24 protein-coding genes are annotated in these 22,039 nt (G+C 52.2%); 20 read left to right on the top strand and 4 right to left on the bottom strand.

Annotated features, from left to right (window positions below):
• Positions 1 to 4: 4 nt before the first annotated feature.
• Entirely contained in the window at positions 5 to 1,123 is a 1,119-nt protein-coding gene (locus ACKWMY_RS19065; RefSeq protein ID WP_074031076.1) for an OmpA family protein, read from the bottom strand.
• A gap of 882 nt (positions 1,124 to 2,005) precedes the next feature.
• Between ACKWMY_RS19065 and acpS the strand changes: the two genes are divergently transcribed.
• From acpS to ACKWMY_RS18970, 19 genes are all read left to right on the top strand, one after another.
• A complete protein-coding gene (gene acpS / locus ACKWMY_RS19060) occupies positions 2,006 to 2,374 on the top strand; it encodes a holo-ACP synthase (protein WP_074031078.1) in 369 nt (122 codons plus the stop codon).
• Positions 2,375 to 2,395: 21 nt separating this feature from the next.
• Complete coding sequence (locus ACKWMY_RS19055) at positions 2,396 to 3,151, top strand: SDR family oxidoreductase (protein WP_211136831.1); 756 nt, start codon at positions 2,396 to 2,398, stop codon at positions 3,149 to 3,151.
• A 16-nt stretch (positions 3,152 to 3,167) separates the two neighbouring features.
• On the top strand, positions 3,168 to 3,755 hold the full coding sequence (locus ACKWMY_RS19050; protein WP_024530313.1) for a 3-hydroxyacyl-ACP dehydratase FabZ family protein: 588 nt from the start codon (positions 3,168 to 3,170) through the stop codon (positions 3,753 to 3,755).
• A 21-nt stretch (positions 3,756 to 3,776) separates the two neighbouring features.
• Positions 3,777 to 4,100, top strand: a complete 324-nt coding sequence (locus ACKWMY_RS19045) for an acyl carrier protein (RefSeq protein WP_024530312.1) — start codon at positions 3,777 to 3,779, stop codon at positions 4,098 to 4,100.
• The gene (locus ACKWMY_RS19040) at positions 4,097 to 5,293 is read left to right on the top strand and encodes an aminomethyl transferase family protein (RefSeq protein WP_409486837.1); all 1,197 of its coding nucleotides are present in this window, start codon (positions 4,097 to 4,099) and stop codon (positions 5,291 to 5,293) included. Before ACKWMY_RS19045 ends, ACKWMY_RS19040 begins: the two co-directional genes overlap by 4 nt.
• A gap of 92 nt (positions 5,294 to 5,385) precedes the next feature.
• A complete protein-coding gene (locus tag ACKWMY_RS19035; protein ID WP_409486836.1) occupies positions 5,386 to 7,944 on the top strand; it encodes a beta-ketoacyl synthase N-terminal-like domain-containing protein in 2,559 nt (852 codons plus the stop codon).
• Positions 7,941 to 9,176 carry a beta-ketoacyl synthase N-terminal-like domain-containing protein gene (locus ACKWMY_RS19030; protein WP_409486835.1) on the top strand — a complete coding sequence of 412 codons (1,236 nt, stop codon included), beginning with the start codon at positions 7,941 to 7,943 and terminating at the stop codon, positions 9,174 to 9,176. Before ACKWMY_RS19035 ends, ACKWMY_RS19030 begins: the two co-directional genes overlap by 4 nt.
• Positions 9,163 to 10,242 (top strand): ATP-binding protein, encoded by a 1,080-nt coding sequence (locus tag ACKWMY_RS19025; RefSeq protein ID WP_260524106.1) that lies wholly within the window; start codon positions 9,163 to 9,165, stop codon positions 10,240 to 10,242. Before ACKWMY_RS19030 ends, ACKWMY_RS19025 begins: the two co-directional genes overlap by 14 nt.
• Complete coding sequence (locus tag ACKWMY_RS19020; protein ID WP_409486834.1) at positions 10,239 to 10,952, top strand: ABC transporter ATP-binding protein; 714 nt, start codon at positions 10,239 to 10,241, stop codon at positions 10,950 to 10,952. Before ACKWMY_RS19025 ends, ACKWMY_RS19020 begins: the two co-directional genes overlap by 4 nt.
• Positions 10,933 to 11,595: a hypothetical protein gene (locus ACKWMY_RS19015; RefSeq protein WP_409486833.1), complete on the top strand. Its 663-nt coding sequence runs from the start codon at positions 10,933 to 10,935 to the stop codon at positions 11,593 to 11,595. Before ACKWMY_RS19020 ends, ACKWMY_RS19015 begins: the two co-directional genes overlap by 20 nt.
• A complete protein-coding gene (locus tag ACKWMY_RS19010; protein ID WP_199063575.1) occupies positions 11,592 to 12,917 on the top strand; it encodes an ABC transporter permease in 1,326 nt (441 codons plus the stop codon). Before ACKWMY_RS19015 ends, ACKWMY_RS19010 begins: the two co-directional genes overlap by 4 nt.
• 21 nt (positions 12,918 to 12,938) lie before the next feature.
• Complete coding sequence (locus tag ACKWMY_RS19005) at positions 12,939 to 13,691, top strand: SDR family oxidoreductase (RefSeq protein ID WP_024530303.1); 753 nt, start codon at positions 12,939 to 12,941, stop codon at positions 13,689 to 13,691.
• Positions 13,692 to 13,714: 23 nt separating this feature from the next.
• A complete protein-coding gene (locus tag ACKWMY_RS19000) occupies positions 13,715 to 14,533 on the top strand; it encodes an outer membrane lipoprotein-sorting protein (protein WP_074031089.1) in 819 nt (272 codons plus the stop codon).
• Entirely contained in the window at positions 14,533 to 15,939 is a 1,407-nt protein-coding gene (locus ACKWMY_RS18995; RefSeq protein WP_409486832.1) for a hypothetical protein, read from the top strand. The genes ACKWMY_RS19000 and ACKWMY_RS18995 overlap by 1 nt, the downstream gene beginning before the upstream one ends.
• Positions 15,914 to 16,897: an ACP S-malonyltransferase gene (locus tag ACKWMY_RS18990; RefSeq protein ID WP_024530300.1), complete on the top strand. Its 984-nt coding sequence runs from the start codon at positions 15,914 to 15,916 to the stop codon at positions 16,895 to 16,897. The genes ACKWMY_RS18995 and ACKWMY_RS18990 overlap by 26 nt, the downstream gene beginning before the upstream one ends.
• 10 nt (positions 16,898 to 16,907) lie before the next feature.
• Positions 16,908 to 17,951, top strand: a complete 1,044-nt coding sequence (locus ACKWMY_RS18985; RefSeq protein ID WP_409486831.1) for a hypothetical protein — start codon at positions 16,908 to 16,910, stop codon at positions 17,949 to 17,951.
• A gap of 379 nt (positions 17,952 to 18,330) precedes the next feature.
• Entirely contained in the window at positions 18,331 to 19,188 is an 858-nt protein-coding gene (locus tag ACKWMY_RS18980; RefSeq protein WP_409486830.1) for a hypothetical protein, read from the top strand.
• Positions 19,181 to 19,582, top strand: coding sequence for a DUF1240 domain-containing protein (locus tag ACKWMY_RS18975; RefSeq protein ID WP_071784457.1), 402 nt, complete (start codon positions 19,181 to 19,183; stop codon positions 19,580 to 19,582). Before ACKWMY_RS18980 ends, ACKWMY_RS18975 begins: the two co-directional genes overlap by 8 nt.
• Before the next feature lie 170 nt (positions 19,583 to 19,752).
• A complete protein-coding gene (locus tag ACKWMY_RS18970) occupies positions 19,753 to 20,013 on the top strand; it encodes a DUF1240 domain-containing protein (RefSeq protein ID WP_320768040.1) in 261 nt (86 codons plus the stop codon).
• A gap of 46 nt (positions 20,014 to 20,059) precedes the next feature.
• Here the strand turns inward: ACKWMY_RS18970 and ACKWMY_RS18965 are convergent, their stop codons facing one another.
• From ACKWMY_RS18965 to ACKWMY_RS18955, 3 genes are read right to left on the bottom strand one after another with little or no spacing between them, the layout of a single operon-like run.
• On the bottom strand, positions 20,060 to 20,539 hold the full coding sequence (locus tag ACKWMY_RS18965) for an Hcp family type VI secretion system effector (protein ID WP_024530297.1): 480 nt from the start codon (positions 20,537 to 20,539) through the stop codon (positions 20,060 to 20,062).
• Positions 20,540 to 20,580: 41 nt separating this feature from the next.
• Positions 20,581 to 20,838, bottom strand: coding sequence for a hypothetical protein (locus tag ACKWMY_RS18960; protein WP_024530296.1), 258 nt, complete (start codon positions 20,836 to 20,838; stop codon positions 20,581 to 20,583).
• Positions 20,839 to 20,875: 37 nt separating this feature from the next.
• Positions 20,876 to 21,115 (bottom strand): hypothetical protein, encoded by a 240-nt coding sequence (locus ACKWMY_RS18955; protein WP_024530295.1) that lies wholly within the window; start codon positions 21,113 to 21,115, stop codon positions 20,876 to 20,878.
• Positions 21,116 to 21,429: 314 nt separating this feature from the next.
• Here ACKWMY_RS18955 and ACKWMY_RS18950 point away from each other — a divergent pair, with 314 nt between their 5' ends.
• Positions 21,430 to 22,035 (top strand): nitroreductase family protein, encoded by a 606-nt coding sequence (locus tag ACKWMY_RS18950; RefSeq protein WP_024530294.1) that lies wholly within the window; start codon positions 21,430 to 21,432, stop codon positions 22,033 to 22,035.
• Positions 22,036 to 22,039: the final 4 nt, after the last annotated feature.

The raw sequence follows: 22,039 nt of genomic DNA, 5'->3' as shown, positions 1-22,039 counted from the left end.
GGGATTACTTCTCAACCACCCGCAGATCGATTCTGCGGTTTTTGGCACGATTGGCTTCGCTATCGTTAGGCACCAAGGGGTAAGCCGAGCCGTAACCTTCTGCGCTGATACGGCTTTCCCCAATCCCCATTTTTACCAACGCCATGCGAACCGCATCGGCACGATCCTGCGATAAACGCCGGTCCATCTGTTCATTGGCCGACTTATCGGTATACCCCCCCAGTAGGATCTCCACATCCGGATAAGCACGCAGAATATCGACGATATTCCTCAGCTGTTCCTGTGATGCAGGGGTTAACTCGGTGCGGTTGGTGTCGAACTGCAGGCGATCCAGCGTAAACCAACGCTTTTCGCTAGTGGGAGCATTGCTCTCGATATAGGTGATCAGCAGGTTCTCGACGCTACGCTGCGACAGCAGGAGCTGCTTGCCATCGGCCAACCGGCGGTAGGTCACATCGCTCTGGCCGCTGGCCTGCATGGGTTGCAGCACGCTAAAGCCGCGCAGTGAGAACAGCAGCGATACCAATAGCAGCGTCAGCATTAGCCACGGCCAGATACGGCGTTTGGGGGGCGCCAGCGAGCCGGTGCGGGAAACGGCCGGATCGGCTGGGATAAGAGCAGGTAACTGGTTGAGCACCGCCGTTGGCTGGGCTGCGGCAATCTGTGGCAACTGCCACTCGAGCCAGCCTTTTAACGACGGTGATTGTAGGGAACGTTGGTGCAGATATTGGCCCAACAGGCCAAATACCACTGCAGAAGCCACGGAAAACAACCGCTCGGCGACCTGTTTTTCCAGCACATAAAAGCTGACAAACAGCTGGGTGACGTGCTTCACTTTGTGGCCAAGCACCATCGTCAGCAATGCTGGGCTGAACTTGCCCAGGGCTTCATCCAGAAAACGCAATTCGAAGGGGGGAGTGTGCCCGACCAACTGGCGGAAGCGGAGGGAGTTGTCATTGCGATGCAGGTAGTCGCGGGTCTTTTGCAGGATCAAGGCCCCCATACCGTTAAGGCACAGCGCGATCTTTTCCTTAGCCGTTACCAGCTTTTGTTCCAACACTGTCAGCACCTGGGGCGAGATCGCCGCCATCTGCTGGTTAATGACATTTCCCATCTGGTACATCCGAACCTCCATTTCATCTGCGCGTATTCTGCACCGCAGAGTATGGTCAGTTCAACTTATTAAACTACGAAACTATCATGGATAAGTCTGATATTTCAGCCTGATTACGGTGTTTTTCATAGTCTGACCGATTCTGCTGCTAAATCTGGGCCCTAGTTCTGTCGGGCAGAGTAACAGACTGGCCTGATATGCCGAAGAGATTATTGATTATAAAATGAGTAGCGAAGCGGAAAGGAAGGTTGTGCCTCCTGAAGCTTCTGGCTTGCCAAAGGCGATGTTAGCTTGATAGTGGCTCTTTTGGGAACGGAATTTGAATGTTAGCGGTGCATTATTGTTTGAAAACGCTTTCTGTTTAAAAATCATGCGCCAACTCAATGCCAGACATGATGCTAAATTCTCCGGAATTCATCGTTCACTGAGCTAAATCAGAGAGAGTGAAAGTTTAATGACCTCTATTTTAAAATAGGATAAAAGATGTAAATTTTTAAAATTAGGTTATTTCTTGATTCAGGCTTAATTAAATCCCTTGCTATTTTGAATGCTCCTGCATTACGGGATTATTCTTGCAAAAATATATTTCGTTTAATTCATGAAAAAATGACATATCCGACCGGTTAAGGTGGCAATATGGGTTTTTATTCTGTGTTTTCACTTAATAATCAGGATAATGCTCTATTTTATTTGTTGGCGGTATTTTTTTCTGATGCTTTATTGATTGTTTTAAACATTTCGCGATAACATTCTCGTTAAGCAATGCAGACAACACCCTATTGCAATATTATTTCCTTATAGGGGATGCCATCATTGCCATATTGTATCTGCGTATTATGTCGTTTTCACACGAAGCTGTTTCAATGGATTTGATGATGGGAGTCAGAAAGGATGAATCTTGGTGTGGATATTATTGAGATCGCACGGGTAAACACCGCATTAATGCGAAGTGGCAATAGGCTGGCACAGCGTTTGTTAACCTCGGCAGAGCAGCAGGCTCTAGGGGATTTGGTCGAGAACGTCGAGCGGCTGGCCGGTTTCTGGGCGGCCAAAGAGGCGGCGGTGAAAGCGCTTGGTACCGGGTTCCGTCTGGGGATCTTATTCCACAACATCGAAATCAGACACGATGAGTTGGGCTGCCCTTATTATTCCTTTAGCGGTGAATTTGCCAGGTTGATGCAGGAAAAAAAATTGACTCATGCCACGCTGAGCATTTCTCATTGTCAGTCACATGCCATTGCCGCAGCGGCATTAGGTTAATTATAAAATAAGGGAATATCTATGTCTCACTATCCCGATATCGGGGGTAAAAATGTGGTTATTACCGGCGCCAGTGGTGATATTGGCTTGGCCATTTGTGAGAAGTATCTCGAGCAGCAGGCCAAGGTTTTCGCTATTTACCATCATGATAATAGCGGTCTGGAAAAATTAAAAACCTCCCATCCGCAAGGTGACAACCTGCATATCCTGCAGTGCAATGTTGCCGATGTCAGCGAGGTGTCCAACTTGGCCGATGAGCTTGAGAAACAGGCTCATGAAGTACATGTACTGATTAATAATGCCGGGATCTACAAAGACAACATATTTTCCGCACTGACGTATGAAGAGTTTGATCAGGTTATCAAAGTCAATTTGTATGGCACCTTTACCATGACTAAACGGCTGCTGCCCTTATTGCGTCACGCCCGCAATTCAACGGTGGTAAATATATCTTCGATATCCGGCATCACCTCCAGCTTTGGCCAGAGTAATTACAGCGCTGCCAAGGCTGGCATTATTGGCCTCACCCGCACCCTGGCCAGCGAAATGGCTTCAAAGGGGATCCGCGTCAATGCCGTGGCACCGGGGATGATTGAATCCAGAATGGTGAAAAAGGTGCCGCGTCAGATCGTGCGCAACGTAATGTCCGCTATCCCGTTGAAACGTCTTGGTCGCGTCGACGAGATCGCCAACGTGGTGGCTTTCTTAAGTTCAGACGCATCCAGCTATATCGTTGGTCAGACTTTGGTGGCCGATGGCGGCCTGGTGATGCGTTAACCGACAGGAATGTTGTATGGCTAATTATAACAAGAGCTTAGTCCAGCCCAATCTGCTGCTAAAAATGGGGTCCTGGCGTGCACCGATATTTATGGTTGACCGCATCGTGGACTTTTCACCGGGAGAAAGGGGCTCGATTACCGTGATCAAGCACGTCACCTTTAATGAATCCTATATTCCTGGGCATTTTCCAGACAACCCGGTAATGCCTGGCGTGATGATCGCCGAGATCTTCGGCCAGTCTAGTGAATACCTGAGTCTGCTGAACGATTTCTGCCAGTTGCATGAGCGTGAAACCCAGCAGCCATTGAGGAAATTTGATGAGGTCTCACGGGCGCTGCAGACGTCAGAGGGCGCAGCTCGAGTGATAGCCGAACGGGCGCGCGTGTTAGGCGTGCTGGCCTCCCAGGACGTCAAATACAAAAGCATGGTCGCGCCGGGCGACACCATTGAAGTCAACAGCCGCCTGGCGTTCGCCGATATGAACGGGTTCCACCACTACGAAGTGGAGGCGCGGGTTGGCCGGAATGTGGCGTGCGTCGGGCGGATTGTCAATTTTCGCACCGATCGCATTCTGGCTGAAGGCAAAGGTATGTACGTTTAACTAACAGGGAGTAATGCCGCTATGAGCAACATCGCGCTTATTGAAAGGATTGAACAGCGCAAGTCTGTGCTGGAGAAAATCAAAACGGGGTTAATAGAACGCCTGAACCTTTATCAGAGAGTCAATCAGATTGACGATGACACACCGCTGTTTGGTAGCGGGTTGAAGCTGGATTCGGTGGATGCCACCGAGGTCGTCGTGTTGCTGGATGAAATCTTCGGCATCCGTGTGACAGAAGGTGACGATCCTTCCTACATGCGTAGCGTCAACACCCTCACTTCGTTTGTTATTGGCAAGCAGGGGGAAACCACCAACGGTTCAGCAACAGGAGCGGACAAGGAATGACCAAACTCACTGACATTCATCGGCAGCAAGGGGCGGTAATGGGGGAGCGTAACGGCGTTGCCATTCCCCTGAGTTATTTTGCAGCGGATGAGGAGCACAAGGCGGTACGTCAACACATTCTGCTGTCTGACTATTCCCATTTTGGCATCGCGGCTATCAACGGTGACAGCGCCTGGTCGTTGCTCAACCAGTTGGTTTCCGGCGATGTTTCATCGATCCGGGATGAGCAAGCCATGTACAGCCTGATCCTCGATGATGCAGGCAATATCATTACCGACCTGTATATCGCCTGTGACGATGAACGTTTTCTGTTGCTGTCGGAGTGGGTCAGCGGTGAAACGCTGTGCGACATGCTGCGCGCCAAGCTGGCAGGCAATGAAGACGAGTTTGAAGATATCGACTCTATCGAATCGCTCACGCCAGAGTGGGGCATGTTGCACTTTGAAGGGCCATACGCCTGGGAACTGCTGGCTGAAGTCTATGGGATGGACGTGATTGGCCTGCCATACCAGGAACACATGCACGTTGAGGACGATCTGATCCTGCTGCGCAGCGGAAAACATGGCGAGTACTCTTACAAACTGATGGGGCCACAGGATCTGCTGGCCAACGTTTGGACCCAGATGCAGAAGGCTGGCGAAAGGTATGACATGCGTACCGGCGGGCTGAACTACCAGCGGAAAGTGCGCCTGGAAAACCCTTGCTGGGAACCAGGCATGTTCAACGCCTACACCGGCTGCCCGATCGCATTGCAAATGCAATGGGCAGTGCGCTACGACAAAGAAGCTTTCACCGGTCTGGCAAGTTTGAGTGAACGCGTAGCGCAGGGCATCAGCCACCGTATCGTAGGGATGAGCATTGCCGGGAAACCGGACGCCATCCCGCAACGCGGCGACAAAGTGATGTTTGACGGTAACTGCATCGGTGAAGTGATCGTCTGCGACTATTCGGCAGATCTGCAAGCCTGCCTGGGCCGTTTGTTCGTGACCGACGCCTGGGCTTGGGCAGACATTGATGGCTATCACGTGGTGACGGCTAATGGCCCGGTGGCGGTAACAACGTCGGCGGTGCCTTTCGCCCGTAACTACAGCTTCCTGATTAATCCTTCTGAACACAGTTATGTCGACAGCTCGCGTCCACGCGATCTGCTGCAACAGCTTGAATGGCAAAAACTCAGAGAAGAGAACGAGTAAGCCGAACACCCCCTTAAGCATCACGCTATTTTGCGCCATGGCAACATGGCGCTCCTACATTCGATTTCTGGTTTGCTGACACGGAAGGCACTATGACAGTCACGCGTAAACGAGTGGTGATCACCGGTATGGGTCACCTCTCTTCCATTGCCACTAACGTTGCCGAGTTCAAACAGGCACTGCTGAATAAAACCTGCGGGATCAAGCCAAGTAAAAAGTACCTGGAATGGTTCGAGGATGCCAACGCCTCCGAGGTATTACAGCCTTTGAGTTGGCCCGATCTCCCTCCTGAAACCGTTGCCTCAATGGATAATGCTTCGCTGTGGGCCTATAAGGTTGGCGATGAAGCTTTGCAGCAAGGCCAGTTACCACGCGGAGAACTACGGGATAAAACCGGGCTGATCATCGGCGTTTCCTCTGCCGGCACCGAGCCCTTTATGCCGCTGATTGAACGTCAGACGGAGCGCTTCTCGTTGCAGAAGGCCATGGTCTCCGGCAGCTTTTCTTCCTGTAGCGCCATTGTCTCTTCACTGCTGGGGCTGAAAGGGGGCTTTGAACTGGTCGCTACCGCCTGTACGGCCAGTACCAACGCGATGGGGATTGGCTATGACCTGATCCAGAACGGCAAGAACGCCACGGTGCTGGTGGTTGGCACCGAGCCTGTCTATCTGCCGACCTTTGCCGGATTTTACGCGCTCCATGCCATGAAACGTACGCCGTCCAGCCCGTTCTCCGGCAGCCCAGGGATGTCGGTTGGCGAGGGTGCAGGCGCTTTGTTGCTGGAAGAATACGAGCATGCTGTCGCTCGTGGTGCGACGATCTATGGTGAGATGGTCTCTTACGCCACCTCTTGCGATGCCTATCACGAAACGGCCCCCGACCCACGGGCCGAAGGGGCTGTACAGGTGATGCGCCATGCCATGCAGAACGCAGATATCGGGCCGCAAGATATTGACTATATCAACGCCCACGGTACCGGCACGGACGCTAACGACCGTTGCGAAACGCTGGCCATGAAGAAGGTCTTCCCGAATATCATGGATATTCCGGTGAGTTCAACCAAGGCTTATGTGGGGCACAATATCGGTGCCGCCGGGATCATCGAGCTGACCGCCTGCTTCCTGACTTTGCCGGAAAACAAGATCCTGCCAACGCTCAACTTTACTACGCCGCGCGCAAACTGCGACCTCAACTATGTGCCCAACGAGTTCCAGGAAGCCGAAGTCAAGGTGTTCATGAAGAACAACTATGCCTTTGGCGGTAACAACTGCTGTGTGATTGCCAGCGTCAAGCCTGAGCAAAGTCCGGTAACGCATTATCAACCCAAGCGCGTCGCGATCACCGGCATGGGGGCGGTCAGCTCCGTGGGCCACACCTTGCAAAGCATGCTGGAAAAAATGTGGGCGCAGGAGCCACTACCACAACTGTTCTCACCGGCACTTGATGACGATACCCGCCAGGGATTTCGTGAATTACTCAATGTCATGTTGAGAAACCAGGGAGTGGCGGACTACATGGGTAACCGCTTCGGTGAACAGGATGTGGAATGTGAACTGAACAAACCGGGCGGGGTGCATCAGGTACAAGGATTGGACGCCCGTAAGACACTACGCCGCTTTGATCCTCGTAAAGCCAATACCATCAGTACCTTTGCCTTACTTGCTCTTACCCAAGCCATGAATGACGCCGGGCGTAAGATCAAACGGGACGGTCAGACGATTGGCATGATCCTTGGCATGTCCAAAGGGCCACATTCGACGGTAGATCGCTACCTGCAAAGCCTGTTCCCAGACCCAACCAAAGTGCGGACCTCCGAATTTCCAGGTGCGCTGATGAATGCCATTTCGACCTTCTGTTCCATTTCCGAAGGGATCAAGGGCTATAACACCTCGCTGGCCACGGGTATCAATGCCGGATTGGGCGCATTGACTTACGGCTATGAGTTGGTCCGCCAGGATCTGCAACCGCAGATGATTGTAGGGGGGGCGGACGAAAATATGAACACCTTCGTCATCTGCCTGCAGGCGCTGAACAGCGATCTGTTACTGACACGTGACCCGGCTGATTTCCAGATCTACAGCAAGGACGCCAAAGGCTATATCCCAGGTGAAGGCGCAGGCATGCTGCTGATTGAAGATTTACAGCATGCACAGGATCGTGGTGCCCACATTCACGCCGAGATTGTCGGCTATGGCAAATCCAGCGATGGCTGTTACTTTGCCAAGGATGATATGCCAGCCCGGATCGAGTCCATGGCGGTGGCCATTCGTCAGGCATTGCACGAAGCCGACATGGAGCCGGAAGAGGTGGATCTGATCTGTGGCACCAGTGATGGCACTGCCGCCCGTGATGCCGTTGAGATTGGGGCGATCCGTAGCGCCTTCGGCGATGCTCGCCGTAACCTGCCGTTTGTTAACTACAACGCCTGGTTTGGTCTGGTGGAGTCTTGCGTCGGTATCCTCAATATCGCGGTGGTCACGGAGATTATGAAGCGGGGTGAAATCCTGCCGATCCCTTACACCGAAAACTTCTGTGCGGAAGATATCGCCTTTGTCACCCAACCGCTGAAGAAAACCGTCCGTAACGCTCTGGTGCTCGGTGCAACGGAAGGCGGCAATCACTATGCCGTGGTGCTGAGGAGTATGGCGTGATTCAGAATGTCGTCCTGAGTGGTTGGGGCGTCACCAGTGCTTATGCGCCGGATTTTCCGGCGCTGATCAAGGGCCTGAGCGAGAACAGGTTGGCCAGCACACAACCCTGGTTCGCCACCGAAAGCGAATGGCAGGATCTGCGTTTGAGTTGCAACCCGCACCATGTTGCTGACCATCAGCCATCCGGCGTGATGTTGGCCCGCCTGCAGCCGGTTATCAATCAGGCGCTTGCCGGCGCGGGGATGACAACGGAACAATTGCAGGGAAAGCGGGTTCGGGTTTATCTGGTAGGCCATGGTGAGCGCCCTGACATCGCTGATTTTATGGGGTATCAGGAGCGTAACGACCAGGAAGAGCTGCGGTTATTTCCAAAAATCAAACGGCTGCATGCCAAGAGTTACGGTCAGGATCGGCTGGCGCGACAACTGACGCAGAGCTATCAGCTAAGTTGGCCACCGGTTTCGCTTTATTGCGCCAGCAACTCTTCTTTAGCGGCGGTCCATTTAGCCCACTCGGCCATTGCTGCCAATGAGGTTGATTGGGTGCTGGTCGTTGGCTGGTTTGAAACGCTGACGCAGGACATTATCTTCCTGGGTGGCCAGGACATGCTGGGGGAAGAGGGTTCACAACCGTTTAGCAGCCATAACAGCTGCATTCTACCCACCAACGGTGTCGTAGCGCTGATCGTTGAAAGCGAGCAACACGCTCGTCAGCGCAACGTTACTTCGCCTGTCAAATTGCGCAGCTCAGTGTTTTGCCAGAGCAGCGGTGCCAGGGGCAGCAGTTCCTTCACGGCGGATTTCCGCACCATTGCCCAGACGTTTGAGCGGGCACTGCTGGAAGCCGGGCTCACTGCGCAAGATATCGCCTGCGTTTTCCCTCATGCCAATGGGGTGATCGCCAGCGACAAGGCAGAAGCCATGGCGCTGCAAAAAGTCTGGGGGAAATACGGGGTTCCGGTGGTCAGTTACAAGGGACAGGTCGGTTACATGGAGAGCTGCTGTGGTTTGCTGGACCTGATGTTGGCGGCGGATGCGCTACAACAACGTCGTCTGCTGGCATTGACCACGCGTTACCCGATTAACGACAGCCTGCAAATTCATGTTCATGCCGATAGCCCACCGTTGGCACTGAAACGGCAGCACATCCTCAAGTCTGGCATCGGGCTCGATGGTTCAGCCATCGCCATGGTGATCTCCGCTAATAGTGAGGATGCAGATGAACACGGTTAAACAAGTGATACCGGCGGCGGCCATCAATCTGGTGGGGTTCTCCCTGCTGGAACCCTGCACGCCGATGCAACGGTTTTTCCCTAGCTGGTACAACGTGTGGGAAGCCTGGTTGCATAAAAAGGCCAATGCCAAAGCGGGCAGCGACCAGTGGTTGTTCCGTCGTTTCGGCATTGACAGTGAAATGCTGCCTGAAGAGGCGCTGCGTAAAGCCAATTATCGTGGCTGGCTGAACGACATGAGTGCAGCCTGTGCTGAGGCGGTGGCACAGTTGGGGAGTAAAGGGGAGTTTCGCCTGCGCAATGAGCGTAATGCGTTGATTTATTGCGATTCCTGGGGGGAGGCCTCGGTATTTGAAGGGGTCAACAGCTGGCGAGACTCGTTGAGCGTCGATATTCTGCCCAAAGGTATCGTGCGGGATTACGGCATCAAGGATTTCACCTGCAAATTGCGCGGCGAGCGGAATGGTTTGCTGAGTGCATTGCGGATGGCGCAAGACTGCCTGAACAGTAATATGGCCGATAACGTCATCATCTGTGGCCAATTCCGCAGCTTCCCGGTGTTGGTTTTCTCCGAGGCCGAACACTTTCCCTCATCCAGCAAACGGGGGCCGATCCCCGCCAACAGTCAGTTCAGCGTTGAGCGTGTCGGGTGCCTGATCCTCAAGAAGCAACCAGGCCAGGGCGTTTCCCTGCATTTGAGTGATTATCAAGCCTTGTCGGGTTCTACCCAACGGCGCTCTCTTCAGTTGGCTGACCACTGTAAGCGGTATCTGGCTAAGGATACCCAGGCCGTGTTGGGCGTAACACCGCCGGCACTGTCATTTCGTGCCGTGCAGCGGCAAGCGTTTGAACAGTTGCCTACCGGTCTGGCTTGCGTCTCGCTCAGTGAACTCTACGGCGACAGCGGCTGCATGAACCCGGCATTGGCTTGGCAGTATCTACTGCAAAGCAATATCACCGGGCACAGCTTGTTGAGTGTGCTCGACGGTGAGGGTGGAGCCTGGTTGCTGGAGAACTGGGTACCGCAAGCCGGTCACTTACCGTCAAATCATCGGGGAACATCATGAGCACCCTACATATTGCACAACCTCTGCCTGTGGTGTCGATGCAACAGGCAGGCAAACGCTTTGGTAAAGGGCCGGGTGCCATTGTGGCGCTGGGAACCATCACCACCGAAATCCATGACGGCGAGTTTATCGCGTTATGTGGGCCATCCGGCAGTGGTAAAAGTACGCTGCTCAATCTGATGGGCGGTATCGATTATCCCACCAGTGGCCATGTCTATTTGCTAGGTAACGACCTTTCCACGCTCAATGACCAGCAAACCGCTTGCCTGCGTGCTGATGCCATCGGCTTCGTATTCCAGTTCTTTAACCTGCTGCCGGTACTGAGCGTGTTCGATAACGTTTATTACCCACTGATGCTTAACGGCTTCAGCCGCCGCGTGGCGCAAGATCAGGTGATGGACATGATCGAAAAAGTGGGGTTGGCGGCGCACTACAAACGCACGCCCGGCGAGCTTTCCGGCGGGCAGCAGCAGCGCGTGGCGATCGCCCGTGCGCTGGTTAAACACCCACGCTTGATCGTTGCAGATGAACCCACCGGTAATCTGGATACCCGTACCGGGCAGGAGATCGTCGATCTGCTGCTTACCATGAATCAGGAACTGAAAACCACGTTTGTTATTTCCACCCATTCATTGACGCTGCGCGATCGGGCCAAACGGGTGTTGGAAATCAGGGATGGAGAGCTGGAAAATGATTTTGTTATCGCTTAAGCGTTACGCTGTCACTTTATTAGTGTTGATCAGTGGGCTTTCGCAAGCCACTGGTTTGCAGGACACGCAGGACAACCCCAGCTTACAAGCGGTCCTGGCGGTTAATTCCCAAGCGCCAATGAGTACGTTGATCAGTGCGGCCAGCCAGTTGCAAGCCTTGTATCAACAGCACCCGGATCGCCGCATCGCCAAAATGTTTTATGGCTACGCGCAACTGTTTATGGCCACGGATTATCTGGCCAAGAAGAATTACATGCGTGCGGCAGAAACCTCAAAGCTGGGTTTTTTCTACATAGATGAAGCGGCGGAAAGCGAAGAGAACGACTGGCAGATGCGCTTTCTGCGTGTGCGGATGGATGCATTTGTTCCCGTCAGCCATGGCCGTTGCGTCGTGGCCTTGAAAGACCTGGACTATTTGCAGCAGAACCCGGCGGTGCCCGCTGATTTGCAACCGATGATCACGCTGATGTCCGCGCATGCGCTGGCCAGTTGCCAGCGTGTGGCCGATGCCAAGGCCGCCAGGGCGGCGTTGGCACAGCAGGGCGCAGAGGGAAAACGTCTGTCCGAGCACAGCACGGCCCCTGAATGGACGCCAGCTGAACTGAACACCATCATCCAGCCGCTGACGGAGGCATCGCTATGATGAATATCCTGTTCTGGGTTGCCAATATGATTATCATTTACGCCTTGTTGGTGGTGATCGTGACGGCGATCCGTAAACCTACCGATATCCGTTACACCTTCCTGAATCTGTTTCGCCAGCGCCGCCGTTCCGGGGTGACGCTACTGGCGATCACCCTGGGAGGGGTGGCGGTGTTTATCTTCGGTGGGTTTGTCGATTACTCGTTCTGGGCGCTGCGTGAACAAACCATCCGCACCAACCTGGGGCATATTCAACTTTATCAGCAAGGCTACCTCAGCAGCGGAGCCAACAATTCGCTGCAATACACCATCGATAACTATGATGAAGTGAAAACGCTCCTGCTGGCCGATCCGGTGATTGCACCGAAGATCGCCACCATTACCGGGCAACTGGCGTTTACCGGCATCATTTCCCAGTATGACAAGGGAGCTTCCACTTTCTTTACCGGCGTGGGGATCGAACCTCTAACCTCGTTGGTGCTGGGCTCGCTGGATAAAATCATTTCGGGCAGCGACCTGTCGCGGGTTGCGCAGCAGGACATCACCCTGGGTTCTGGTATCGCCAATGCTTTGTCGGCGGGCTATGGCGACTGGGTCGACATGTTGGTGGTCAACCCGCAAGGCGGGCAAAACGCCATCTCTTCTCAGGTACGCGGCGTGTTCCAGTCCGGCATCAAAGAATACGACGATACGGCGATCAAGATGCCGCTGCAAACGGCACAGCGTCTGTTGCAGACCCAGGATGTCAGTAAAGTCATCATCATGCTGCAGGACACCGACCAAACAGAGGACGTGTTGGCGCGGGTCAACCAGCTAATTGAACAGCATCAGTTCAAGCTGGAAGCGCGCTCCTGGGATGAGTTGGCCATTTTCTATCATCAGGTGGTGAATCTGTTTGAAGGGATCTTCCTGTTTATCAAGTCCATCGTCAGCGTCATCGTGGTGTTCATGATCGGCAACACATTGATGATGAACGTCATCGAACGTACCCGCGAAATCGCTACGCTGCGCGCTCTCGGCCTTAACCAAGCCTATATTGGCCGTTTGTTTGTGCTGGAAGGGATCATCATTGGCATTATTGGCTCGGCGCTGAGCGTCAGCTTCGGCATTCTTATCGCCGCGCTTATCAATATCAATGGCATACCGATGCCGCCTTCGCCTGGATATACCCAGGGCTATCTGGCCTTTGTGCTGTGGGATCAGGACTTCAATCTGTTCTGGTTCTCTTGCGCGTTGCCGCTGGTGACGGCATTGATAGCGTCCATTATCCCGGCACGCCGGGCATCGAAACTGGTTATAGCGCAAGCGTTCCGCTTTGTTTAACCCCTCAGGGAGAGAAGAGACATGTCAAAGGGACAAACCGTGCTCATTACCGGCGCAGGCCGTGGCATTGGTATGGCGATTGCCGAAAAACTGGCGCAAGAGGGCTATGACCTGATCCTCAACTACCGCAAGGATCAGGGGAAAAGTGCGGCCAATCTGCAACGCTTTGTGGCAGCAGAAACCCGGGTGAAGGTGACCTTGGCTAAAGCGGATATCGCCGAACCGCGCGATATCAGTGACATGGTGAAAAAGCTCAGGCAGCAGGGGATCGAACGTATCGATCATCTGGTGCTGAATGCCGCCGCCGCGCCGTTCAAAGCCTTTATGGACATGACGCGCAGCGACTGGAAGCTGTTGCTCAATACCAACCTGATCGGCAACACCGCCTGCGTACAGGAAGTGGTACCGATGATGCCCCAGGGCAGTACGATCTGCGTGATTTCCAGTTTAGGTAGCCAGCGCGTATTGGAGAAATACCCGCTCGGCATCGCTAAATCGGCACTGGAAAATCTGGTGAGCTACCTGGAGGTGGAACTGTATGACCGCAATATCCGGGTCAACGGCATCTGCGCCGGGGTGGTGAATACCGATATGCTGCCGTACCTGGACGAGCTGTGGTCAACAATGTTCGAACGTTGGAATAACGCGCCGCGCCGCTGGAAGGTGGAGCCGGAAGAGGTGGCCAACATTACCGCATTTCTGGTCTCTGAGCAGTCGAGCGCGATACGTGGCAGCACCCTTATTGCCGATCTTGGCATGATGCTGGATATATAGCCCCACAAACAAGGACCGTTCCCATGAAATATCAAATAGCTGGATGCCTGGTTTTACTGGGGCTGTCGGGTGTGGCTCAGTCGGCAGAACCGTTGGATCGTCATCAACTGAATAGCCTGACTCAGGAAGATCAGCGGGCCCGTGAAATTATCCGTCGAGCCGACCGCGTGAGGGCACCCGATCGGCCTTTCCGCTATACGCTGACGCTGCTGGAACATAAGGGAGGGCGTGATATCACGGAGAACCAACAGGTGCTGGATATTTCCATGCGCTTCTATAAACCCTCGGAGCAGGTAGAGAAAGGGGATGCGCGTGCACTGGTGCGTTTTATTTCCCCAGTACGCGATAAAGGTAAAGCCTTGCTCTCCGATCTGGACAAGATGTGGTATTACGCACCAGACCTGCGACGCCCGATCCCCATATCCCGCCAGCAACGCCTGGTGGGGCAGATTTCCAACGGTGACGTGGTTGCCGCAGACTTTGATTACTCCTATATCTCCCGGCTGGTTGGTGAAGAGGCCTGTGGCCAGACGATCTGCTACAAACTATCACTACAGCGCCGTTGGCCCTATGTCACCTATCCAGCGATCAGTTATTGGGTGGAAAAAGACAGCGGTTTCCCTAGCCGGGCCGATTTCCTTTCCGCCGACGGTGTACCGATCAAGCGTTCGTATTATCGCGATTATCAACGGGTGTTGGGCCAGATGCGGCCAACCACTATCGTGGTGGAAGACGCGCTGCGTAAGGATAACTACACCACCATGCGTTACAGCGACATTAGATTGGAGTCGTTGCCGGAAAGTAACTTCCAGAAAGAGTATCTGCTGAGGTTGAACGGTTGATGGCGAGCAGGCGCTCCCCGATTAGCGGGGTTCTGCTGCTGGTGGGCGCCTATAGTAGCAGCAGTTGGGCGGTTGACTGTCTTGTCCAACGCGGTTATGCGGGTATAGAGGGGATATCGTCCCATTCCTCGGACTCATTATGGCAGTTTGACGATCCAGCATTTCGTAACAACGCTATTGCCAATTTGTACCTTTCAGGTGTGGCCCGCTGCACGTTGACCGAGGCCCTCAGCGTCAAGGCGCAGGCCAGTGGCGAGTATGCTCTCCAGGCACATCAGCCGGGAACCCTGGAGGATCAACGCTTCCAGGGGCTGGGCATACTCAACGAGGCCACTGCCAGTTGGGCTGTCAGCGACAGTGGGTATATCGATGCCGGTAAGGTACGTAAAACCAGTGGTTATCTGTTCTCGGTCGCGCCGCTCGACCTACTGCGTAATATCAACGGTAGTATGCGTACCGTGCGGGTGTTTGGCCTGGGGGGGAGCGGGCGCAATTTCTACGATGAAGGGGCGTATGGCATCAGCAGCTCATGGTACCGCAACGAAGGAACCTTCACGTTAGCGGCCTTTCCGCGCCTCAAGCGCAACAACCAGCGCCAGGAAGCCGCCTCGGAGTGGGACGCGATCCTGCGCACCAACAGTACCGACAGATACTATGCCAGTTACACCGCGACCGGTCTGAAGGCGTTCAACCCGACTTTTTCGCTACTGGCTGGCGATCGGAAAACCGTGGCGTTAGGCACTAGTGGCAACCTGACGGATATGCTGATCCTCAGCGTTGAGGGGGCGATTTCTCATGGGCAGACATGGCGTCATCTGGATATGGCTTCCGCACGTGCCATGCGCCAACTTGCCAATGTGCAGGAGCCGTACAAAATACGCGCCAATGGTGCGCAAGCGGATATCGGCGTTGGCCTGCGTTACACCACTGGCGATCAAAGCGAATACGGCGCGGAATATTATGGTCAGAGTCAGGGCTACAGTCGCAGTGAGTGGCAGGACAACGTCAACACCATTCGCTTCGTCAATGGGGGTTACGGTCAGTCATTGCCACCGCTACCGCCATCGTTCATGGCTGATATCCGTAACGGCTATCAGCAGTACTCCCGCCTGATGGCGGCAGAAACCGATAACGTCGGGCGGGGCGGCAACCTGCTCGGCAAACACTACCTCACCCTCTATACACGCACCAATAAAGAGCAGGTCGGCAGTATCGACTGGTCGGTCTCCGGTATGGTCAATCTGGTGGATGGCAGCAACGTGCTGAATCTGCACCTGAGCACGCCGCTCAAAAACAACATTGAGGCTTACACCGGCGTTGCCGCCAGCTTCGGCAGTAAAGAGAGTGAGTTTGGCACCTTCGGAGAAAAAGGAAATATCTATGCAGGTATGCGAATCAATTGGTAATACATCGGCCGCAACTAACGTCGCGGACGGTTGGATGATGATTTTCCCAGGACAAGGATCCCCGGCGATCGGCATGGGCAGCGATGTCTGTGATGTTTCACCGGGCACCAAGGCGGTCTGGGATTGTGCCAGCGATGTTTCCGGGCTGGATGTACGCAAGCTCTGCCAGAAAGGGCCGATGACACGCCTGACCAAAACCCTTTATCAGCAGTTGGCCGTCACCACCGTTAACGCCGCCATGCTGACGTTGTTACGCGAACGTACCCCGGTGTTGGAAACCGGTTACGCCGGGCATAGCGCAGGTGAATATAGCGCGCTGTATGCCGCCGGGGTAATGGATCTGGAAACGCTGTTCCGTGCGATCACGCTGCGCGCGACCATCATGCAAAACCTGGCCGAACAGCGCAAAGGGGCGATGTATGTGGTCAAGCCTTACAGCCATGATGCGCTGCGCGAGCAGATCGACAATCTTGGGCTGGGAACCGTACTCAACGTGTGCTGTGACAACGGGCACCAGCAGCAAGTGGTAGGGGGGGAACTGACCGCCGTTAAAACCCTGGTTAATCACCTGGCGCGCGATGGGGTAAATACCATCAAGTTGGGCGTCAATGGTGCCTGGCATACGCCGTTGATGCATGATGGAGTGGCACTGATGCGCCAGGCATTGGCCGACCTGCCATTCTCTTCGCCGGTTTGCCCACTGATCATGAACAGCAGTGGCAAAGCGGAATATAGCGTGGTGCAGATCAAGGAAAATCTGGCGTTGCACCTTATCCATACCGTGCGCTGGCGTGAGAGTATGGATCGGTGGGCACAGATGGGACATCGCCGCTACCTGGAGATCAGCAACAAAAAAATCCTCAGCCATCTGTTGGCGGAGCACTACGGGGCTGACGAGGATTACCATATCCAACACTATTACCATCTCGTTGGCAGCAGTGTTAAGCATGCGGGATAAGGGAGGTATTGTGCCAACATTGACTACTTTCAGCCAAAGATACATGCGAGGAGCCGTGATCCCCGTGGTGTTGGTCTCCGCTATTCTGACTTCGTCGCTGATCCGCAACGTCATTGACATTACTCTGCCGGAGATGATTGCCGGGTTGGGGGCAATCTGTCTGTCGATTGTCTGGAGTATGATGCGCGATGGTCAAGGTTACTGGGCGTACAGCGTATTCACCTTGCGGGTGTTTAAAAACCCGCAAGCGGTCGCGGGCCAGTATAAAGAGCGTAAAACAGCTGGGATGGCGAAATTGCTGTACCAGCCTGGCTGGGCTTCCTTGGTCATACTGTGCCTGGCGGCAGCGCTGAGCGGCCTGATATGGCTATGCGGCCCAGACTGGCATTATCCGTTGATTGCGCTGCTTGGTGTCTTGGTGCTGCCAGCCTTGATGGTGGCCCAGCTAGGCAAATCAACCCCGTTCAATATCCTGCTGGCCTTGAAGTCCTATAGTGAGCCCGAAGCCTATCACCCTCGGCAGCGTCGCTTGCCAAGGTTGGTGGCCGAAGATTTGCTATTGAATCTGCTAACCAATTTCGCCCTGGTTTTGCCGATTGCCCGTAAGCCCGCATTCAGCCTGGCTCCCGGCTATGCCGATCCTGCCTTTATCGTCGCGTTTATGATCCTGATGGGGGCGGTGACGCTGTTTATGCTGGTGTTTGCTGGCCGGACGCGGCGCTATGTGTTGTTTGGGGAATTACTCAATGGCACGCTGGACGCCAACTCTGCGCCTGTTGCTCTCTGGGCGTTCACCGACAAGCTGGCGCGTTGGCAGCGTGGTCTGCTCTGGTTACTGGCTTCGCAGCTGTGGGCTATTGCGATCTGCCTGATTTTTGCGGCATTGCAGATCACTCCGCAATTTATCCCGCTATACCTTTGTGCCTTGTTGCCGTTATTGGTCGTTTACTGTGCGGAACGCTATCAGACCTTATATGACAACTACCATGACGCGCTGGAAATGCACAAACGCCATCAGGTGTATGCTAATAACGATGTCAAAACGATGAGGTAGGTACCATCGTGGGGGCGTATACCGCGCTCCCACGTATCCTGACACTGAATACTGAACATCATGCGATATAAGCTGAATCAGTTATCGTTACTTGCCATGATGATTACCTCGTACCGATCCAAGGCTCAGATAAAGAATGGAATTTATCAATTTAGCCAAGACTAATACATTCGCTTTATGAATGTGATTGGGCAATTATTGAATAGATTACTGAGCATTACTCTCCGTCCTGTCGAGCTACAACCCATCCATAGAGCGTAATTTCCTCTATGGCTAAAAAATATGATGCCCATCGCATTGATGAGTAAAATTTATGGGATTGTAATATGTAAACTCATATACTGTGCTGACTTAGCCTAAATCGAGGGACTGAAGGCTTATGAGGTACGATCCAGTTTCGCAAACTTTTGTTGATGATGACTACCGCCTGCAAGATCACCTTGATTTTAAGCGGCAGCATGCGGATATCAACTATCAAAAGCTGCACGCTCAGCTCAACGAAATGAAAGATGAGAATATGTATGCCTTACTCACGGTAGAGGAGGCGCAGTATTTCTTAAAAACCCTATGCGATCCCAATGCAAACCAGTCGTGGAAGGATGCGATGTTTTCCTGCACCGACCCGATGTCGTCTTTTGCTGGCAATATCGCCGAGGCACTGTCCGTAGGCAGGATCGCGATGGAGCTGAGAGGGTTTGGCGTCACGGCAACCGAATACGTGGGGAGAAATGGCAATCGCTACATCCGGTTGTCGGGATACCCTGGCATCAGAAGGTATTTAAATGCTACCCGCTACCTGATTGATAACCAGAGAATATTAGATATAGGCATCGGGACCAGAGGTATTGAGAATGGCATTATTGGTGGGGCAAGATTCTGTATTGTGTTTGCCGCCGCTTATCGCGCCGTTGAATTGTTGCTAAAAGATGCGTATGGTTTGACCGATTTCTTTGTAAATTTAACTATGGATATGGCTAAGTTAGCGGTGTCAACTGGGGTTGCATGGGGAGCAAAAACGATAGCTACTGGTTTTATGGTCGCGGGAAGTAGTGTTGTTGGGATCGCTATTGCTGTGTTTGCCATCGGACTTTTCGTTAGCCTCTTATTATACTGGATTGATACGGAGTTTCAAATTAGTGAAAAAATAATAAAGCACTTGAAGTCCTATAAAATACATAACTCACCTTATCATCCAGATCAATTTTTTAACACTTGGGGGAGGCTCAGTCGTGGTTAAGTTAAATAGACCTATTTATGGAGCTTTCGCAGTTTTTCTTTTACTCCTTGCATTTTGGGGTTGTTGGTTTTCTTTACGTGGGTACCTGGCCTTTTTTAAATTAAGTGAGCCTGTTATTTTTTCATGGAAGGTTGGGGTCTTGGTTTTCTTGGCTCCATGGGTTTTCTATTTTTCATATTTGACAATGTGTTGTGCAATAAAGAATAAATACTCAAAAATGAATAATAAAATAGCTAATTTTCTATCTACTATTGCTATATCTGGTGCAGTACTTAGCTTATTGTCTTCGATGTATATTAGCCAAAATCTTAAAGATAATGGTTATAAAATCTGCCCAAGGAAGTCCTGGATGGCTCCAAATGAATATGTAAGAGATCTAAAAATCTGTCCGTAGTGAAATTGTTAACTCTTCTGTACTTGGAGGGATCTCAGTGATGGATGATGTAACCAGACCGCGTTATGCCGTTTTAGCGGTTTTTCTTTTATTGCTTGTATGTTGGACCAGTTGGTTATCTTTAAGTGCTATATTGACTTCTTTAGATTAAGTGATGTCATTGTTTTTTCTTGGCGAGTTGGATTGATGGTGTTTTCAACACCTTTTATGCTTTACTTTTTATATGTTATTTTCAATTGAGAGGCTTGCCGACAAAAGCGAGCAATAAACTATTTGGTCGATTAGGCATGCTTGCTATGATTGGGGCGGTAATTAGTTTGTTTTTTTCATTCTATGTGGGCTACAGTCTCAAAGAGAACGGCTACAAAACATGCCCCAGAAAATCCTGGAATGCGCCGACCGAATATGTAAGGGATATGAAATTGTGTTAATAACAAAATACCAGATACCCGTAAGAAGAGTATCTGGTCATGAAAATCAGTAAACCCTGTCATCCCAGATGCTATAACCCGAAGTGCCCGCGCTCTTATGGCTCCAGCTAATGGACTTATACTTTACCTGCACTTTTTCAAACGGCATTTTGTCACCCTCATCGATGGAGTGGGGGTAGATACAGGTGATATCGACAAGGGTGGCCTCGGTCAATTTAACTTCGTAGTAAAGTTCTAACTGACCAGCGGGATTGACGCGGTAAAAGTAAAAAATGATGTCTATCGGTTCATTTTCCGTTATTGCCACACCGAGTAACGGAGATGACTTATCGATAGGCTTAATAAATTGTACAGGGTGGTGGGAGACATTCTGTTCACGGCTGATGCTATGATTTAAGCCTAATACCTGCACCTGATTTTCATGGCCTGCCTGGCACCGGTTGCCAATAGAGTCCAGCGATGAGCATCCGGCGGAGATTAGGCCCTGTCTCTTGCCGTTAATACTTGCGTAAATCAAATTAGACATATCGCTTCCTTATGTAGTCCATACCTTCATTAAAAACACGATCAGTGCCGCTGTGGCGGCGCTGGGGGCACCGTAAGTTCGAGCGTAAACCGAAAATGCTCGCCGCTTGAGTCCGTAAATTTCGCCTCGGCGATATGGCCTTCATTTTCCGCATACAATGAGAAAAAACGCTCCATAACCACCGATAATACTTCTACCGTTTCAAGTTGACTATTGTTAATGCTTTCATTGAGTTGTCGATCCAGTTTAGCCACCAACTCATTTTGGTCATTAATGACATTGTTGCTTGTCTTGGTCATGTCCATGCCTCTTTCATAAGAACAGTCACCACAGGCATTAATGAGAAGTGGTGGGTAATTTTTCAAGGGTGAGTTTGAGCATGCGACCATCTGAAACCTTCATCTCAGCGCTATCCGTCTTATTTGCTCTGAATAATAAAATGCAAATCCGCATCAGTAATGCCAGCTTTTCTTCGGGTATTAAGGGACTATCGCGTAGAGCCTGTTCAAGCTGCTCGACTAGTTGTTCCATCGCCGGAGTTTTATGACCGAATAGCGTCCTTGATTCTTTTTCCATACTAACCTCCCTTATCATGAATCATCAATAATACAGATTACCTATAAATAACCGGGGTTGTCTATAAAAACGCTTGTGCAGTAGTTTCTGTTATTCAAAATTAAAATGTCAGCCCATTGTTTAATTATAAAAATGTATGTTATTGACGCTTTTATCTGTGCTTGATTGGCGTAGGTTACCATGCGAAAACAGACGTTGTTATTTACTTGACGGTGGCAGGGGATGCCTGAGCCGAATGGAACACAAATCCCGGTGGACAGAGGCTGCGAAAAAGCGACAATAAGCGGGTTAACTTAATCAAAGGACATGAAGTAATGCATACACTTGACGCTATTGAGCAACGCCGCGCGACCAAACAGTTCGATACCCAGCATGTGATGACGCTGGATGAGAAGAAAGCGCTGCTCAATATTGCCCTGCAAAACACCCCCAGTGCTTTCAACCTGCAACATTGGCGCCCGCTGCTGATCGAAGATCGTGCACAGCGTGAGCATATCCGCGAGGTGGCCTGGGGCCAGGCGCAGGTAACCGACGCCTCCATGCTGGTTGTACTGTGTGGCGATCTGTCCAGTTGGGAATCCCAGGTGAAAAACATCTGGCGTGAAGCGGCGGAACCGGTGCAACAGTTTATGCTGCCCGCTGTCGATCAATATTACCGTGGTAAGGCTCAGGTGCAGCGTGATGAAGTGATGCGCAGCAGCGGCTTGTTTGCTCAGACTTTGATGCTGGCAGCCAAGGCTCAAGGTTATGACTCTTGCCCAATGGACGGCTTTGATTTTGACGCCGTGGGCAAGATCATCAATAAGCCCGAGCACTACCAGATTGCGCTGATGGTGGCGATTGGCAAGGGCATCGGCCAACCTTATCCGCGCATTGGTAAACTGCCGGTTGATGAGATTGTGCAGATCGACCGTTTTTAATTGA

Source organism: Serratia sp. J2, assembly GCF_046269175.1.
GTDB classification, from domain to species: Bacteria; Pseudomonadota; Gammaproteobacteria; order Enterobacterales; family Enterobacteriaceae; genus Chania; species Chania fonticola_C.
The sequence above is the reverse complement of the archived record's forward strand: the minus strand, read 5'-3'. Positions and strand labels throughout refer to the sequence as shown.

Excerpts from the sequence above, each read along its gene's own strand:
- ACKWMY_RS19065 (WP_074031076.1), bottom strand. The coding sequence starts at position 1,123 with ATGTACCAGATGGGAAATGTCATTAACCAGCAGATGGCGGCGATCTCG.
- acpS (WP_074031078.1), top strand. The coding sequence starts at position 2,006 with ATGAATCTTGGTGTGGATATTATTGAGATCGCACGGGTAAACACCGCA.
- ACKWMY_RS19055 (WP_211136831.1), top strand. The coding sequence starts at position 2,396 with ATGTCTCACTATCCCGATATCGGGGGTAAAAATGTGGTTATTACCGGC.
- ACKWMY_RS19050 (WP_024530313.1), top strand. The coding sequence starts at position 3,168 with ATGGCTAATTATAACAAGAGCTTAGTCCAGCCCAATCTGCTGCTAAAA.
- ACKWMY_RS19045 (WP_024530312.1), top strand. The coding sequence starts at position 3,777 with ATGAGCAACATCGCGCTTATTGAAAGGATTGAACAGCGCAAGTCTGTG.
- ACKWMY_RS19040 (WP_409486837.1), top strand. The coding sequence starts at position 4,097 with ATGACCAAACTCACTGACATTCATCGGCAGCAAGGGGCGGTAATGGGG.
- ACKWMY_RS19035 (WP_409486836.1), top strand. The coding sequence starts at position 5,386 with ATGACAGTCACGCGTAAACGAGTGGTGATCACCGGTATGGGTCACCTC.
- ACKWMY_RS19025 (WP_260524106.1), top strand. The coding sequence starts at position 9,163 with ATGAACACGGTTAAACAAGTGATACCGGCGGCGGCCATCAATCTGGTG.
- ACKWMY_RS19020 (WP_409486834.1), top strand. The coding sequence starts at position 10,239 with ATGAGCACCCTACATATTGCACAACCTCTGCCTGTGGTGTCGATGCAA.
- ACKWMY_RS19015 (WP_409486833.1), top strand. The coding sequence starts at position 10,933 with ATGATTTTGTTATCGCTTAAGCGTTACGCTGTCACTTTATTAGTGTTG.
- ACKWMY_RS19010 (WP_199063575.1), top strand. The coding sequence starts at position 11,592 with ATGATGAATATCCTGTTCTGGGTTGCCAATATGATTATCATTTACGCC.
- ACKWMY_RS19005 (WP_024530303.1), top strand. The coding sequence starts at position 12,939 with ATGTCAAAGGGACAAACCGTGCTCATTACCGGCGCAGGCCGTGGCATT.
- ACKWMY_RS19000 (WP_074031089.1), top strand. The coding sequence starts at position 13,715 with ATGAAATATCAAATAGCTGGATGCCTGGTTTTACTGGGGCTGTCGGGT.
- ACKWMY_RS18995 (WP_409486832.1), top strand. The coding sequence starts at position 14,533 with ATGGCGAGCAGGCGCTCCCCGATTAGCGGGGTTCTGCTGCTGGTGGGC.
- ACKWMY_RS18990 (WP_024530300.1), top strand. The coding sequence starts at position 15,914 with ATGCAGGTATGCGAATCAATTGGTAATACATCGGCCGCAACTAACGTC.
- ACKWMY_RS18980 (WP_409486830.1), top strand. The coding sequence starts at position 18,331 with ATGAGGTACGATCCAGTTTCGCAAACTTTTGTTGATGATGACTACCGC.
- ACKWMY_RS18965 (WP_024530297.1), bottom strand. The coding sequence starts at position 20,539 with ATGTCTAATTTGATTTACGCAAGTATTAACGGCAAGAGACAGGGCCTA.
- ACKWMY_RS18960 (WP_024530296.1), bottom strand. The coding sequence starts at position 20,838 with ATGACCAAGACAAGCAACAATGTCATTAATGACCAAAATGAGTTGGTG.
- ACKWMY_RS18955 (WP_024530295.1), bottom strand. The coding sequence starts at position 21,115 with ATGGAAAAAGAATCAAGGACGCTATTCGGTCATAAAACTCCGGCGATG.
- ACKWMY_RS18950 (WP_024530294.1), top strand. The coding sequence starts at position 21,430 with ATGCATACACTTGACGCTATTGAGCAACGCCGCGCGACCAAACAGTTC.